Below are 15,026 nucleotides of genomic sequence, written 5' to 3'. Positions count from 1 at the left end.
GCCGGTTCGAGCGTAATGATGGGTAAGGTCGGCGGCCCCCCCGCCGCCGGCCGCAAGCATTCAACTGGAGCGAAGGAACGGCATGAGCCGCAATTTGAACCGGCGCGACGTGATGCGCGGAACCGCCATGCTAGGCGGCACCCTGGCCATGTCGGCTCACCTGCCAGCTTGGGCGCAAGCTGTGTCGCGCGGCATCGCCAAGCCCCTGCCGACCGTGTCGGGCACAAACATCGCGCTGACGATCGACCGGATGAAGCTGGTCATGGACGGAATCACGACGCCCGCGATCGGGGTGAACGGCACGGTCCCGGCGCCACTCGTCCGCCTCAAGGAAGGCCAGAAGGTCCGGCTCGCGGTGACCAACAATCTCGACGAGGATAGCTCGATCCACTGGCACGGCCTCATTCTGCCGTTCCAAATGGACGGCGTGCCGGGCATCAGCTTCCCCGGCATCAAGGCACGTTCGACCTTCGTGTACGAGTTCCCGGTCGTGCAGTCGGGCACCTACTGGTACCACAGCCACTCGGGCGAGCAGGAGCAGGACGGGCTCTACGGCCCCATTGTGATCGATCCCGCGGGGCCCGACCCGATCGCATTCGACCGCGAGCATGTGATCGTGCTGTCCGACCATAGCCAGATGACCGGCGAGGAGATCTTCCGCAAGCTCAAGCAGATGGGTGGCGCCTATTTCAACTATCAGCGCCCGACGCTGAGCGGGCTGCTCGCCGGCCGTGAAATGCCCCTCAAGGATCGCCTAAAGTGGGGGCAGATGCGGATGGACCCGGCCGATATTGCGGATGTCACGGGGTCTACCTACACCTTCCTGGTCAATGGCTTCGGGCCTTATGACAACTGGACGGGTCTCTTCCAGCCAGGCGAGCGGGTTCGGCTACGCATCGTCAACGCCGCGGCGCAGACCAACTTCAACGTCCGCATCCCTGACCTGCCGATGACGGTGGTGCAGGCCGACGGCCAGAACGTCCGGCCCGTCGCCGTGGACGAGTTCCAGATCGGGGTTGCAGAGACGTTCGACGTGATCGTGACGCCTGGCGACCGCGCCTACAGCTTCGTGTCCGAAGCGATCGACCGTTCCGGCATGGGGCGCGCGACCCTTGCACCGCGCGAGGGCATGATCGCCCCAGTCCCGCCGCTGCGTCCGCGCACCCTGCTGACTATGACCGACATGGGCATGGACATGGGAAGCATGGAGGGCATGTCCGGGATGTCCGACGAGAACCCGGTGGCAAAGCGCGGCCTCGACCCCACGGTCCAGCAGAACGCATCGCGTAACCTGTGGAAGCTAACCGGCTGGAAGGGGCCGACTGACCACGGAGCGGTCGCGGTTGCGTCCGGCATGGCGGGCATGGCCGGCATGGGTCATGGCCAAATGACCTCCGGCGCGATGGCGGGAATGGACCACAGCCAGATGGGTGCCGGCGCGTCGGGCATAACCCCAAGCCAGACGGGCAGCGGCGGCATGGCGGGGATGGACCACGGCGCCATGCAAGGCGGTGCAGGGCAGGCCGGTGGAATGGCCGGAATGGATCACGGCTCCGGGGGCATGAGCATGGACATGAACATGCGCAACCCGAAGAACGCGCCCGGCGTCAAGATGGGGCCGGGGGTGCAGACCATCTCGCCGATGCCGAAGGACCGCACAAGCGAGCCGCCACAGGGGCTGGAGGACGTCGATCATCGCGTGCTCACCTATCGGGATCTCGTTGCGCTGGATCGCAACCCGGACGTGCGTGCGCCATCGCGCCAGTTGGAAATTCACCTGACGGGGAACATGGAGCGCTACATGTGGGGCTTCGACGGCCAGAAGCTGAGCGATCCAGCGGACCCCATTCCGTTCCGAAAAGACGAGCGGGCGCGGGTGACATTGATCAACGACACGATGATGCCGCACCCGATCCACCTGCACGGCCACTTTTTCGAACTAGTAACGGGCCATGGCGACCAGGCCCCACGCAAGCACACCGTAAACGTGCCGCCCGGAGGCAAGATGACTTTCGACGTGACGGCAGATGCGCCCGGTGACTGGGCGTTCCACTGCCACAATCTCTATCACATGACCGCAGGCATGATGCGTGTCGTAACCGTTCGCCCGATGGGTGAGGAGAGTCGCGATGCGGGCTAAGCTCCTCCTGATCGCCGGTGGCGCAGCGCTCGGCCTGGCAACGCCGGCGGTCGCGCAGATGGACCATTCCAATATGCCCGGCATGAAGATGCCACCGCCGAAGACGCCAGCGGTGAAAAAGCCCGCCGCTAAGAAGCCAGCAGCGACCAAGCCCGCCGCGCGCAAGAAGTCCGTGAAGCCCGCCGCTAGATCGACACCGCGCGCGAAGCCGAGTTCGGGGGCCAGGCCGGCCGAAAGTCGGTCCGCCAAGCCTCCGGCCCCTGGAACGGTCGTTGCCGATCCTCACGCCGGTCATGACATGTCGGCCATGCCGGGCATGAATACGCCCGGAGCCAACCCCAATCCTGGTGCCGGGCACGACATGTCGGCAATGCCAGGTGTGGCAGGCGCCAACCCCGCCAACCCAGGTGCTATGCAGGGCATGGACCATGGGTCGATGCAAGGAATGGGCCAGGGCTCGGGCACGATGCAAGGCATGTCGGGACACGACATGGAAGGCATGCCCTCAGTAATGGGCGCGGCGATGGTCGGCACCAACCTGCCTGCCGGCAACGCTCCGCCGCCACCGATCCCGACGGATCGCGCCGCGGACCAGGTCTACTCTGCCGCCGCCATGGCGCATTCGCAGCAGCATTTGCGGATGCACGGCGGGCAGAATTTCTCGCAGGTCATATTCAATCTGGCTGAAGTCCAGATCCGCGACGGTCGCGATGGCTACCGGTGGGACGGCAGTGCCTGGTATGGGGGTGATATCAACCGGCTGGTGCTCAAGACCGAGGGCGAAGGGAATATCGGGGGAAGCTTGGAAGCGGCGGAGGTGCAGGCGCTTTATTCGCGCGCCATTGGCCCATACACCGATATACAGCTTGGCGTCCGCTACGACTTCAAGCCCAACCCTTCGCGTGTCTATGCGGCGGTCGGCTTTGAAACGCTTGCACCCGGCTTCTTCGATGTCGAGGGCGCGCTGTTCCTGTCCAATAAGGGCGACCTGCTCGGGCGGCTGGAAGGCTATTACGATCAGCGGATCACGCAGCGGCTGATCCTTCAGCCACGCGCCGAGTTCAACTTCGCCGCGCAGGACGTACCGGAAATTGGCATCGGCTCCGGCCTGTCCGCGGCCGAACTCGGACTGCGTCTGCGCTACGAGATCAGGCGCGAGTTCGCGCCCTATGTGGGTATTTCGTACGATCGCAGGTTCGGGGACACCGCCCGCCTCGCACGCGCTGAGGGCCAGGGGGCGGCGTCGACCAGCCTCGTTCTGGGCGTCCGCACTTGGTTTTGAGGCCGATCAGGGTTTGTTGGGTTGACTGAGTCCAAGAAGGAGAAGTCAATGTTTAAGACAATTACAGTTCTGGCTCTGGCGGCGATGGCAGCGAGTCCAGCTTTGGCTCAGCAGCAGACGCAAGGCATGGACCACTCGAAAATGCAGGGCATGAACCACGACAACATGCCTGGCATGAACACGCCCTTCATGCCCGCCGAGATGGCGATGCAGAAAAAGATGATGGCGGCCAAGGGCGCCAATGCGAGCGAGACGTGGATCCGCAAGATGATCGAGCATCACCGCGGTGCGATTGCCATGTCGCAGATCGTTCTGCGCCAATCACCCGATGCGAAGACCCGGCAAATGGCTGAGAAGTCGATTGCCGAGCAAAACAAGAGCATTGGCGAACTCCAGGCGATGCTCCAGTCGATGGGCAAGCGTCCTCAGTGATAACCTTCGTTCCTCCCGCCCCACAACGAGCGGGCGGGAGGAACGACCAAGGAGTTTCCCATGAAGACAGCTTTGCGATCCGCGTTTACTGCCGCAGCCTTGTTGGTTCCGGTTGCCGTCAGCGCGGCCACCCCGATCGTCATGCACCGCGATCCCGGCTGCGGCTGTTGCGCCAAGTGGGCCGCGCAGGTGCAGCGGCAGTTCGGGCGCCAGGTGCGCGTCGTCGATGATCCCAACCGCCCGGCGCTGCAAAAGCGCGCGGGGGTTCCTGCGGACGTCTCGTCCTGCCACACAGCAATCGCCGATGGCATGGCTTTCGAGGGCCACGTGCCGATCGCCGACATGAAGCGGGCTCTCGCGACCCGGCCCAAGGGTGTGCGGGGCCTCGCGGTCGGCGGCATGCCGCTCGGCTCGCCGGGAATGGAAGTGCCCGGCGTCAAGGCGCAGGCCTATGACGTGGTTGCCTTCGGTTCCGGCGGGCGCCGCCTGTTCGGTCGCCACGGCAGCTGATCAGCCGCCGCAGCCAGCTTAGCTCCGCCATCAGAGCCGTCTTGAAGAGCAGACGGAAAGTCTCACAGAAAAAGCCAACGGGCGGGTGAGGGGCGAAGGCGGCGCGTGCGTAAACGGAATTAGATGAACACAGATCAAGGGGACGGGTGATGGGCGTTAAAAGAGGCGGAGCCTTCGCTATACTTCTTGCGGTTGCAATGTCAGTCAGCACGGCGGCATCGGCGCACGAAGACCACAACGCTCTCGGGGCCGGTCCCGGGCCAGTCGCTAACAGCGCAGCCGAGACGCAGAAAGCGGATGGGGCAGACGCTGGCGATGGCCACATGGGCATGGGCTCTATGTCGACAGTGGACATGAACATGGGCGGCCGCGATATCGCCGGCGACGACATGGACATGGGGGGCATGCACGAGGAAGGCGCCAACAAGAACAAGAGTTTCGGCGAACGGCTGGTGAGCTGGCTGGGCCGCCTGCACACCATGGTCATTCATTTTCCCATCGCCCTGTTCATCGGTGCGTTCGGGGTGGAGCTTTTCGGGTTGTGGCGCCGCAACCGGGACTATCAGCATGTCGCACACATAATGCTGGCCGTCGGCGCCCTGGGAGCGATCGCGGCGGCGTTCCTGGGCTGGTTCGCGGGTGGCTTCTACCTGACCGACCGCAACCCCATCCTGATGACGCATCGCTGGCTCGGCACATTGATCGCGGTGTTTGGCGTCGCGCTGGCTTGGATGGCAGCGCGCCACCGCAAGGGTCCGGACCGGTCTCGGACGTTGTACTGGGTGGTGCTTGGCCTGATGACGCTGGCGATCTCGATCCAGGGGTTCCTCGGCGGAACCTTCATGCATGGCGGAATAAACCACTTGGCGTTCTGAGGGGGCCGGCGCTCAGTAGACGTTCGCGTGTTCGCGCGGTTCAAATGCAATGCGACGAGCTGCTACAGCGCTGACCTTCTGGCAGATCGAGTAACTCTCGGCACCGTTAGAAGCGCACCGTCTGGACGCCGACGCCGCGTGTGTGTGCGAGCCGGGATCGTAGTGCGGGATCATTGAACGGAGAAAGGCTGTGTAGCCGAGTGTCGTCTGGGTACAGACCAGCGCGAAGCAGTCGGGAAGATGAAATGCGAGCCGCAATTGCACTCGTTCGCGGCCTTCGCTCGTCACACCGCCAATGTCTCGCGCTACGTCGGTGGTACGCTGCGAGCGAGACACAACCCGGCGATGGCGGATGCCAATCCGCTGTCGCGGTTGCGCAACAAATTATGGATTGCGGTCGCAGCGACCGCTGCTTGTCCGGTTGCGACGCTGATCTGATCGAGCCCCTCCACAACGTCGCCAACCGCGTAGAGGCCAGCAACCGAGGTTTGTTGGTGGGCGTCCGTCAGCACGCACCCTGTTGCGCTGAGCTTCGCCCGCAGCGAAGAGGCGAGCCGCGTTCGAGGCGACGAGCCGAGCGCCGGGTAAAGCGTGTCGAATTGTAGCTCAAGGCCATTGGCCAGCCGCACCTCGACATAGTCACCAAGACGCAGCTGCTCGACGGGCGAGGGGGCGACATCTATGCCCTGCTGGTTCAGCTTGGCAAGTTCGGTCGGTCCGAGGTCGAGCGAGCATTCCGCTAGAAGCGTGACCTTGGCGCCATAGGCGCGCAGAAATTCGGCTTCTTCAGCGCCATGGCCGTCGCAGCCGAGCACCGCCACGTTCGTCCGCCGAGCCTCATAACCATCGCAAATCGGGCAGTAGCGGAGAAGACCACGCGCCACGCCGATGTCATGCATTGCATCGGGCATCTCTGGACGTTTATTGACGACACCGGTAGCGAGGACAACGGTCCGCGCGTGCAGGACGTTCAGCTCGCAGCTTGCCGAGAAGTGGTCGCCTGACGCGACGATTGCGTCGATCTCACCGCTTTGGACCGTACCGCCATATTCGTGCAGCTGAGCCTGCAATCGCGCAAGAAACGTGACGCCGGAAATGCCTCCGGGAAATCCTGGCAGGTTGTGCGAACGCGGGATGGAGGCGGCGCGTCCCGCCGCCGCGTCGTAGACGACGCAGCTCCTGAGAAACCGGGACAGATAGATTGCGGTCGTGAGGCCTGCGGGACCGCCGCCCACAATCAGACAGTCGATGACCTCCTCGGGATCGCCAGTCCAGCCTTGATTGGTCAACCGCAACCTCATCATTACCCCGCGCAAGCGCCCGTCAGGCCCGTGGCCACAGCTCGTCCGGACGGGAAGGCGCAGTGAAAAGCGCTCTGTACTCCCTTCTGAATACGCGCCGATGCCGCTGACCCCTCATGCAGAGGGTGGGGCGGCGCGAAAAAGATCGTGAGGGGTTACCCGTCCGGCTGCGTAATACAGGTGAGCCCAATTGAAATGGAGATTGCCAAAATGCGCCGCTTGTTCATCACGACTGCCGCCGCCGCCCTGTTCTTCGCAGGGGGCGTGGCGAACGCGCACCCGAAGCTGGTGTCCTCCAGCCCCGCCGCCAACGCGGCCGTCGCGACCCCCGAGAAGATCAGCCTTCAGTTCAGCGAGAAACTCGTGCCGGCTTTCTCCAAGGCCGAACTTACCATGGCAGCGATGCCGGGCATGGCGGCCATGAAGATGCCCAGCAGCGCCGCAGTCGGCGCCGATGGCCGGACGCTCACCATCACCCCGAAGCAGCGCCTCCCGCGTGGGCGCTACAGCGTCGGCTGGCAGGTCGTCTCTAGCGATACACACAAAATCACCGGCAGCTACAACTTCACGGTGAAGTGAGCGAATGCTCGACTGGCCGACCGTCGCCATCCGCTTGGCGTTATACCTGGTCCTGGCGGCGCTGTTCGGCCTGTCGGCCTTCAGCCTCTATGGTCTTCGTCTTGGCGAGCGCGATGATGCAATCGCGCTGCGGCCTTGGCTCACGACAAGCGCGGCGTTCGGGTTGCTGCTCTCGGCCGCTGGCCTGATCCTCATGGCCTCGGCGATGGCCGGTTCTCCCTTCTGGCCGATCGACCAGGCAGCGGTGGCCGCGCTGCTGGGGGGCCCACCGGTTGGCACCGCCTGGAAGGTGCGCATGGTGGCACTGGTCATCGCCGGCGGTGCGGCCCTGCTGGCGCGAGGCAGAGCAGCGTGGCTGGCTATCGCCATGATTGCCGCCGCCGCGGCATTGGCGACACTCGCGTGGAACGGGCACGGCGCCATGGACGAGGGAAGCACCGGATGGCTTCACCTCGGTGCGGACATCCTCCACCTCTTGGGAGGCGGTATATGGGTCGGCGCGCTGTTCGGATTGCTTCTCCTGTTGACGCGTCGCGCCGAGGAGATCGATGCCGCGCACCTTCGGCTGACCCATCGCGCCCTGCATGGGTTCGGCGCCGTCGGCACGGTCGTGGTTGTTACCTTGGTGGTCACCGGCTTGATCAACAGCTGGCTGCTCGTCGGCCCAGCCAATTTCATGGCCTTGGGGACGACGCTCTACGGCCTGCTGCTGCTCGCAAAGCTGGTCTTGTTCGCCGGGATGCTGGGGCTCGCTTCGCTTAATCGGTTTCGCCTCACGCCGGCCTTTGAGCGCTCGATTGCCATGAACGACCATGGCGGGGCGCTTACGGCGCTACGGGCCAGCCTCGCGATCGAGACAGCCTGCGTGATCGGCATCCTGGCGCTCGTGGCATGGCTAGGCACCCTCGCGCCACCCGCGTCGGGCATGTAGGCGCTATGGACCAACCGTCCACGCAAGCGCCGCTCAGGCCTTCCTTGCGCGGCTTAACCCTCGCCTCCCAAGACACCCCCGCTTGGACTGAGCTTACGTGTCCAATGCCCTAAGTCGCCCACAGACGCTTGCGGGAATGCCGCCTCGCGCTGCAAAGCTGGGCGTGCGAGAGGATTGGTCCGGATGGGCCTCTCAGCGTTTTCAGAGATGAATGAACAAGGGTGGCAAAGTCATGACCGATGACAAACGCAGTGAAGCCGGCAGCGGCCAAGGTGGCGGCGACGTTGTTCTGATCACGGGCGCGAGCGGCTTCATCGCCGCAGCGCTGATTGCCCAGCTCGGCGAGCGCTACACGGTCGTCGGCCTCGATCGCGCCGGCCCTCCAGACCCACCGCCGCCCGCGGCGGCGATCGACATAGACCTCGGGGCGGACGAAGCGGTCCGGGTTGCGCTTGACGAGGTGCGCGCACGGTACGGCAACCGCATCGCCTCGGTGATCCACCTCGCCGCCTACTACGATATTACGGGCGATCCCAATCCGCTCTACGACAAGGTCACCGTGCAGGGCACCCGCCGGCTGATTGACGGGCTGCAATCGTTCGAAGTCGGACAATTCGTCTTCGCCAGCACGATGCTCGTTCATAAGCCGACCCCCACACCAGACGAGCGCATCAACGAGGACTCGCCGATCGGCGCGTCCTGGGCCTATCCGCAGTCCAAGGTCGACGCCGAGACATTGCTGCATGAGCGCCACGGAAACATCCCCGTCGTTTATATGCGCGCCGCCGGAGTTTACGACGACGACGGACGCTCGGCTTTTCTCGCGCAGCAGATATCGCAGATTTACGAGCACCGCCTGATTTCGCATTTCTATCCGGGCATGCTGTGTGCGGCGCAGTCGTCCGTGCACCGCGACGACTTGGCTGACGCCGTGCTGCGTCTGGTCGATCGGCGGCACGAACTGCCGTCAGAACTGCCGCTGCTCATCGGCGAGCCCGACGCACCCGGCTATGCCGAGATCCAGGACATCGTCGGCGAGGCGCTCCACGGTGAGGGCTGGAAGACGATCCGGATTCCGCAGCCGCTCGCGAAAGCCGGGATCATCCTGCAGAACGAAGCGCTCGGCAGCGACGACTTCATCCAGCCCTGGATGATCGACAGCAGCAACGACCACTATATCCTCGATGTCTCCCGCGCGCGTTCGCTGCTCGGATGGGAGCCGAAGCACAATCTTCGCGACACGCTGCCGACGATCGTTGCCGCGTTGAAGCGTCATCCCGGCGCCTGGTATCGGAACAACAAGCTCAACGAGAACCTGGTCGCCTGGAACGACAATCAAGCTTCCAAACCTGCGGAGCCGGACCACCGCCAAGCTGAAGCGGCAGTCGCCGGAATGGCCGGTATGGATCACGGCGGGATGGACCACAGCAAGATGGACCACGCGGCGATGGGGCACGAGACCGGCGGCGCGGGCGCGGCGATGTCGGGCCATGGCGGGCACGGCGATCACATGGCCTTGATGGACCGCGATGAGCGCCGTGCCCGCTGGGCGCTTTACGCCAACATCGGTCTCGGTCTGTGGCTCGCCTCCAGCCCGCTCATATACGATTCCGTGACCACGCAGAGTGTCGGCGAAGCCGCGCGCTTCGTAACTATTGATCGCGGGCTGCCGTCGATCGAGTGGCGGGCGAACGCGCTGGCGATCAGCGACGTCGTCAGCGGGTTCGCCATCGCGCTGTTCGGTGCACTTTCCCTGTCAGCCCGCACGAAGACATGGGCGCAGTGGGCGGTCGCATTCGTAGGCATCTGGCTGTTCTTCGCCCCGCTGATCTTCTGGAGCCCGAGCGCCGCTCAGTACAACAACAACCTGCTCATCGGCTCGGCCGTGATCGCCCTGTCGGTGCTCGTGCCGATGATGCCGGGCATGAGCATGGCGGGCATGATGGACCCCAAGAACACCCCCCCCGGCTGGACCTATTCGCCCTCGACCGACGCCCAGCGGCTGCCGATCGTCGCCATGGCGCTGATCGGGCTTCTGACCTCGCGTATTCTGACCGCGTATCAGTTGGGTCACATCGATACAGCCTGGGAGCCGTTCTTCGTCGGATCGCTGACCGATCCTCGCAACGGGACGGAGGAGATCATTACCTCCAACATGTCGAAGGCGTGGCCGATCCCTGACGGCGGGCTCGGCACGATCAGCTACGTGCTCGAAATCCTGATGGCGGTGATGGGCACCCGCGATCGCTGGCGCACCATGCCGTGGATGGTGGCCTTCTTCGGCATTCTGGTCATCCCGCTCGGCGTCGTCAGCATCTACTTCATCATCAGCCAGCCCATCGTCATCGGCACGTGGAGCACGCTCGCGCTGATCGCCGCACTCGCCATGCTGATCATGATCCCGTTCGCGCTCGACGAGGTGATTGCGATGGGTCAGTTCCTTCTCTGGGCACGCCGGCAAGGCAAGCCGCTGATCCGCACCTTCTTCCAGGGCGACGCGATCGAAGCCGGTGGAGAGGACACGTCCGACGCGATGGTCTCGCCAAGCAGCTTTTGGGCGGACGCGAAGAAGGGTATGACCCTGCCATGGACGCTGACTGCGAGCATCGTCATCGGCGTCCTGCTGATGCTTACCCGGGTCCTGTTCGGCACGGAAGGCGGTATGGCGAACAGCGATCACGTTGTGGGTGCGCTGGTCATCACGGTCGCGATCATCGCCACCGCGGAGGTTGCCCGCGCGCTACGGCTGATCAACGTCGCGTTCGGGGCCTGGCTCGTGGCCGCGCCTTTCCTGCTGAACGGCGTTGGTCACCTTGGTGCCGTGGCCTCGGTCGTAGCCGGCATTGCGCTTGTCGGTCTCAGCTTTCCGAGGGGGAAGCGCAGCGCCGAGCATTATGCAAGCTGGGACAAGTACGTGATCTGAAAGCATCTTCAATCACTGCTGTCCCGGTTCGCGATCACGATCTGGTCGCAGGCGACGATCGCCCGCCAGCTCTCCGGCGCGGCGATGTTCATCATCATGCCCTTGGTGGTCGCGCACGCCGACCAATGCTGCTAATGAGAGTTGTTCGCATAGTCCGCGACGAGTGAAGCTTGGAATCGACTGACCCGTATGCCGTCACCTTTGGTCGCGCTGGTCGCGTCGCTCATGCTGCTGTTGATACCCGCTACGGCGATGGCCGATACCCGCGATGTTGAAACTGCTTGGCGTCTGCTTGACTATATGGCGGTCGATTATGGCGGTGCGGTCGCCAACGGCTCGGTCACAAGCGCGTCCGAATATGCGGAGATGACGGAGTTCGCCGCTGGGGTGTCGACGCGCCTGCGCGCGCTCCCGGTCGGTCCTGAACGGCGAGCACTGGTCCAGCGGGCTTCGCAGCTCGAAGCCGTGATCGGCCGCAGGGGCTCGTCCCAAGAGGTCGCGACCCTCGCGCATGGTCTCGCCGCCGATCTGCTCAAGGCCTATCCGGTGCCGCTCGCCCCAGCCAAGGCACCCGACCCCGCCATGGGAACAAGGCTATACGTCCAAAGCTGCTCGTCCTGCCACGGCCTCACCGGCGACGGACATGGGCCTGACGCTGCCAAGCTCGCAACGCCGCCGATCGCGTTCACCGATGCCGAGCGGGCGCGCCAGCGCAGCGTGTTCGCGCTCTATCAGGTGATAAGCCAAGGTATCGATGGAACCGCGATGCAGAGCTTTGCCGATTTGCCGAACGATCAACGCTGGGCGCTGGCGTTCCGCGCCGGCAGCTTTGCCGCAACCGATGCGCAAGCGGTCGAAGGCGAACGCCTGTGGAAGTCGGACGCGAGCTTGCGGGCACGAATTCCCGATCTGAAAACCCTCGTCGCGCTGACCCCTGCCACGCTCGCGGGCAGCATCGGGCAGGCGAAAGCCGACGCGGTGCTCGCCTATCTGCGACGCTACCCCGATCGGGTGATGCAACAAGCCCCGGGCTCGCTCGCGGTCGCTCGCACCAAGCTTGCGCAAAGCCTCGCCGCATTTCAGCGCGGCGACCGGCGCGGCGCAAAGGAACTGGCGCTGTCCGCCTATCTCGACGGGTTCGAGCCGATCGAACCGACGCTCTCGGCGCGCGACCCGACGCTCATGTCCCGGATCGAAGGGGCGATGGGTGAATACCGCGCTGCTGTTGAAAGCAACACCTCGCCCGATGATGTGGCCGAACGAGTGGCAGTGCTGGGCGGCCTGTTCGATGATGCCGAGGCGGCGCTCGCGCCCGACGCCGCGACGCAGGCGTCCACCTTCTTAGGAGCCTTCACAATCCTGCTGCGCGAAGGGCTGGAAGCTCTCCTGATCGTGGTCGCCATGATCGCGTTCCTCCGCAAAGCGGAGCGGCCGGAAGCCATGCGTTATGTGCATGGTGGCTGGATCGGAGCGCTCGTTGCGGGCGGGCTTACCTGGGCGGTTGCCACCTATGCAATCGGGATCAGCGGCGCGAGCCGGGAACTGACGGAAGGATTTGGGTCGCTGTTCGCGGCCGTGGTCCTGCTCTCGGTCGGAATCTGGATGCATGGCAAGGCACAAGCTGATCAATGGCAACGCTATATCCGCGAGAAAATGTCTCGCGCGCTCTCGGGCGGGTCGGGATGGTTCCTGTTCGGGCTCGCGTTCCTGGTAGTTTATCGGGAAGTATTCGAGACGATCCTTTTCTACGCCGCGCTCTCGACACAGGGGAACACCGCGATGCTGCTGGCCGGGGCCGGCGCAGCGATCAGCCTTCTCGCCGTCATCGCCTGGGCAATGCTCCGCTACAGCCGGACGCTCCCGATTACGCAGTTCTTCCGCTACAGCTCGTGGCTGATGGCCGCTCTGACGGTCGTGCTGGCCGGTAAGGGAGTCGCTGCCCTCCAAGAGGCGGGGATCATCGACATAGCGCCGCTCGCCAGCGTGCCACGTATCTCGATGTTGGGCCTGTTCCCGACATTTCAGTCGGTGCTGGCACAACTCCTGATGCTTGCCGCGATCGTGATCGGGTTTGCCTGGAACCGCCGCGCCAAGCCGCGGGCGGTCGGGCCGCTAGCCTACTAGCGGCAGGGCAGACAACGCCCCTCTCTAAAGCGTTGCCGCAACCCTGACCGTGCAATGCACCGTCTCACGCGCGATGTAACGGGAGGGCGGCGGAGAAAGCGCCGCCCTTGGGCCATTTACGCGGCCATCTTGTCGCAAGCCTCGGCGCACTTGCGGCACGCGGCGACGCAATCCTCCATGCCGTCCAGCCCTTCGCAGCTCGACGCGCACGCCAGGCAAATCTCAGCGCACTCGCGGCAGATATGCCGGTGATGCTCAGATTTCCGCGCCATGAAGTCGATCGCGACCGCGCAAATCTGCGCACAATCGGCCATGATCTTCATGTGCTCGGGCGCGGCGTGCTTCCCGCCCATTTCCAGACAATGGTTCATCGCCATGTGAAGGCAGGTCACATAACATTCGTGGCAGGCGTCCATGCACGCCTTCATGTCGAGGTTGATCTGGTGCATCATTCATCTCCGGCTGAGCCCCCGCCCATTTGAAAATACGCGGCGCGCGCGCGTACCCCTTACCTCAATCGATCAAGCCAGCTTGCTGGAGATGGCTTTGATCGCTTTCAGCCCCGAGCCGAACCGGGCGATGGCCTCGCGGTTTCTCTCCAGCTCGCCGTAGGGAAGATACGATATGTCGAGATCGGCGACGCGGCTGAACGCGGGACGCTGTAACTGCGCGCGGACATCCGCCTCGCGGGCGTCGGGTGCGACCAGAAACAGCCCTGCGGTCGCGTGGAGGTCGCTGCCGCTCAGCGCCAAGTCGAGCATGCGCACAATGCCCGAGTAGATCGACGTCGAATGCTCGACCTCGAACGCTGCCGCGACGTGATCGCCGCCGCGCTCAAGCCACAGCACGTCGATTAGACGGATGGAATCCGCCCCCTTGGAGGTTGCGATGGAGGCGGGCAGGCGCTCAAGGCACCCATGTCCCAACGGCGATCCATTGAAGGCACGGCTGCGGTCGTTCGATGCGATCCACACGTCATAGCCGAGCGCGAGTCCTAGATCGCGAAGCCATGCTTGGATTTCAGTATGGGTGCGCTCGTTCTCGCCTTCGCGTAGCGCCGCCTTGCTGAGCGTGCGCGCCTCCTCGCGCGCCGTCTCAAGCCGTTGTCCCCAACTTGCCAGCGCCTCGCCGCTAACATCGAGAGGAGGGGCCGGGTAGCGATCGAAGCCGATGTCGAACAGCAAGCCGCCAATCGCACCCAGGTCGTTCGATAGCAGGTCGCGGTGGCGATCGTTCAAGTCGAGTACACCCGACCGCATCGCCAGAAAATGCTCCCAGCTCCCGAGCTTCACCTTCGCGCCGGTCAGCGCGTTGTAGCCTTTGACGATCGCGGTGTTGAAGGGCGGCACCAGCGTCGGGTGAAGAAAATAGAGCAGGTTGGCGACCGCTGGCCCGAGCCCCTTGATCTTCAAGCGATCGATCGTGTGGATATGGCCAATAATTTCCTCGGCCGTGTCGCAACACGAACAGGCGTCGAGCAAGTGACCGAACGCCCGCTGGTTCTCCGGGTTTTCGTAGATATCGGGTATGCGGAGCTTCGGTTTCCAGAGAAAGGCGTGGTCGGCGCCTTTGAAAATTTGACGCTGCTCTGCGACGGAATGAACGACCGTTTCGAGCGACGATCCCCGGTAGGCGACGCCGAACGTGCCGCGCTCGATCTCACCAACGACCTGGCCAATACCACGCCGGATCGAGCGGAAGTTTTTCAACCGTTCGTCCCACAGAAACCAGCTTCGGTAGGTTGCGCCAGGATCGTCACGCCAACGGGCAATAAGACGACGAACGAGGCCACCGTGATCCTCTCCGGTAGTAATTTGGTCGGGTTGCGTGGCCATATTGTCGGTGTGATCCCCATTCGCTGAACCAAGACCTAAGCCCCTGGTCGGTGACCGTCGAGCTTCTTGATTCAGCATATCGGACCGCGAATGA

Annotated in this window: 12 protein-coding genes; 9 read left to right on the top strand and 3 right to left on the bottom strand. The window is 64.0% G+C overall.

The window, feature by feature from the left end:
* The first annotated feature begins 82 nt into the window (after positions 1 to 82).
* From A0J57_RS02085 to A0J57_RS02065, 5 genes are all read left to right on the top strand, one after another.
* A complete protein-coding gene (locus A0J57_RS02085; RefSeq protein WP_054725900.1) occupies positions 83 to 2,140 on the top strand; it encodes a copper resistance system multicopper oxidase in 2,058 nt (685 codons plus the stop codon).
* Positions 2,130 to 3,422, top strand: a complete 1,293-nt coding sequence (locus A0J57_RS02080) for a copper resistance protein B (protein ID WP_054725904.1) — start codon at positions 2,130 to 2,132, stop codon at positions 3,420 to 3,422. The genes A0J57_RS02085 and A0J57_RS02080 overlap by 11 nt, the downstream gene beginning before the upstream one ends.
* 48 nt (positions 3,423 to 3,470) lie before the next feature.
* Positions 3,471 to 3,854 carry a DUF305 domain-containing protein gene (locus A0J57_RS02075; RefSeq protein ID WP_054733098.1) on the top strand — a complete coding sequence of 128 codons (384 nt, stop codon included), beginning with the start codon at positions 3,471 to 3,473 and terminating at the stop codon, positions 3,852 to 3,854.
* A gap of 60 nt (positions 3,855 to 3,914) precedes the next feature.
* Positions 3,915 to 4,364 carry a DUF411 domain-containing protein gene (locus tag A0J57_RS02070; protein ID WP_054725907.1) on the top strand — a complete coding sequence of 150 codons (450 nt, stop codon included), beginning with the start codon at positions 3,915 to 3,917 and terminating at the stop codon, positions 4,362 to 4,364.
* A gap of 338 nt (positions 4,365 to 4,702) precedes the next feature.
* On the top strand, positions 4,703 to 5,239 hold the full coding sequence (locus A0J57_RS02065; RefSeq protein ID WP_082396249.1) for a DUF2231 domain-containing protein: 537 nt from the start codon (positions 4,703 to 4,705) through the stop codon (positions 5,237 to 5,239).
* A gap of 305 nt (positions 5,240 to 5,544) precedes the next feature.
* Here A0J57_RS02065 and A0J57_RS02060 read toward each other — a convergent pair whose 3' ends face one another.
* Positions 5,545 to 6,528, bottom strand: a complete 984-nt coding sequence (locus tag A0J57_RS02060) for an NAD(P)/FAD-dependent oxidoreductase (RefSeq protein ID WP_235600760.1) — start codon at positions 6,526 to 6,528, stop codon at positions 5,545 to 5,547.
* Positions 6,529 to 6,750: 222 nt separating this feature from the next.
* On the opposite strand from A0J57_RS02060, the gene copC reads away from it, so the two are divergent.
* The 4 genes from copC (at position 6,751) to A0J57_RS02040 (ending at position 13,097) form a co-directional block, all read left to right on the top strand.
* Positions 6,751 to 7,119, top strand: a complete 369-nt coding sequence (gene copC / locus A0J57_RS02055; RefSeq protein WP_054733105.1) for a copper homeostasis periplasmic binding protein CopC — start codon at positions 6,751 to 6,753, stop codon at positions 7,117 to 7,119.
* 4 nt (positions 7,120 to 7,123) lie between these two features.
* The gene (gene copD, locus A0J57_RS02050) at positions 7,124 to 8,050 is read left to right on the top strand and encodes a copper homeostasis membrane protein CopD (RefSeq protein WP_054725914.1); all 927 of its coding nucleotides are present in this window, start codon (positions 7,124 to 7,126) and stop codon (positions 8,048 to 8,050) included.
* Positions 8,051 to 8,282: 232 nt separating this feature from the next.
* Positions 8,283 to 10,973, top strand: a complete 2,691-nt coding sequence (locus A0J57_RS02045) for a vitamin K epoxide reductase family protein (protein ID WP_054733108.1) — start codon at positions 8,283 to 8,285, stop codon at positions 10,971 to 10,973.
* A 189-nt stretch (positions 10,974 to 11,162) separates the two neighbouring features.
* On the top strand, positions 11,163 to 13,097 hold the full coding sequence (locus A0J57_RS02040; RefSeq protein WP_054725917.1) for a cytochrome c/FTR1 family iron permease: 1,935 nt from the start codon (positions 11,163 to 11,165) through the stop codon (positions 13,095 to 13,097).
* A gap of 116 nt (positions 13,098 to 13,213) precedes the next feature.
* Here A0J57_RS02040 and A0J57_RS02035 read toward each other — a convergent pair whose 3' ends face one another.
* Positions 13,214 to 13,549, bottom strand: a complete 336-nt coding sequence (locus tag A0J57_RS02035; protein WP_234716101.1) for a four-helix bundle copper-binding protein — start codon at positions 13,547 to 13,549, stop codon at positions 13,214 to 13,216.
* Positions 13,550 to 13,618: 69 nt separating this feature from the next.
* Positions 13,619 to 14,932, bottom strand: a complete 1,314-nt coding sequence (locus A0J57_RS02030; protein ID WP_058818196.1) for a hypothetical protein — start codon at positions 14,930 to 14,932, stop codon at positions 13,619 to 13,621.
* Positions 14,933 to 15,026 lie beyond the last annotated feature (94 nt).

Source organism: Sphingobium sp. 22B (genome assembly GCF_001580035.1).
Classification (GTDB): Bacteria; Pseudomonadota; Alphaproteobacteria; order Sphingomonadales; family Sphingomonadaceae; genus Sphingobium; species Sphingobium fuliginis.
The sequence above is the reverse complement of the archived record's forward strand: the minus strand, read 5'-3'. Positions and strand labels throughout refer to the sequence as shown.

What these genes read in the sequence shown, in the direction of transcription:
- A0J57_RS02045 (WP_054733108.1), top strand. Translation starts at nt 8,283, where the DNA reads ATGACCGATGACAAACGCAGTGAAGCCGGCAGCGGCCAAGGTGGCGGC.
- A0J57_RS02030 (WP_058818196.1), bottom strand. Translation starts at nt 14,932, where the DNA reads ATGGCCACGCAACCCGACCAAATTACTACCGGAGAGGATCACGGTGGC.
- copD (WP_054725914.1), top strand. Translation starts at nt 7,124, where the DNA reads ATGCTCGACTGGCCGACCGTCGCCATCCGCTTGGCGTTATACCTGGTC.
- A0J57_RS02075 (WP_054733098.1), top strand. Translation starts at nt 3,471, where the DNA reads ATGTTTAAGACAATTACAGTTCTGGCTCTGGCGGCGATGGCAGCGAGT.
- copC (WP_054733105.1), top strand. Translation starts at nt 6,751, where the DNA reads ATGCGCCGCTTGTTCATCACGACTGCCGCCGCCGCCCTGTTCTTCGCA.
- A0J57_RS02080 (WP_054725904.1), top strand. Translation starts at nt 2,130, where the DNA reads ATGCGGGCTAAGCTCCTCCTGATCGCCGGTGGCGCAGCGCTCGGCCTG.
- A0J57_RS02035 (WP_234716101.1), bottom strand. Translation starts at nt 13,549, where the DNA reads ATGATGCACCAGATCAACCTCGACATGAAGGCGTGCATGGACGCCTGC.
- A0J57_RS02085 (WP_054725900.1), top strand. Translation starts at nt 83, where the DNA reads ATGAGCCGCAATTTGAACCGGCGCGACGTGATGCGCGGAACCGCCATG.
- A0J57_RS02040 (WP_054725917.1), top strand. Translation starts at nt 11,163, where the DNA reads ATGCCGTCACCTTTGGTCGCGCTGGTCGCGTCGCTCATGCTGCTGTTG.
- A0J57_RS02065 (WP_082396249.1), top strand. Translation starts at nt 4,703, where the DNA reads ATGTCGACAGTGGACATGAACATGGGCGGCCGCGATATCGCCGGCGAC.
- A0J57_RS02070 (WP_054725907.1), top strand. Translation starts at nt 3,915, where the DNA reads ATGAAGACAGCTTTGCGATCCGCGTTTACTGCCGCAGCCTTGTTGGTT.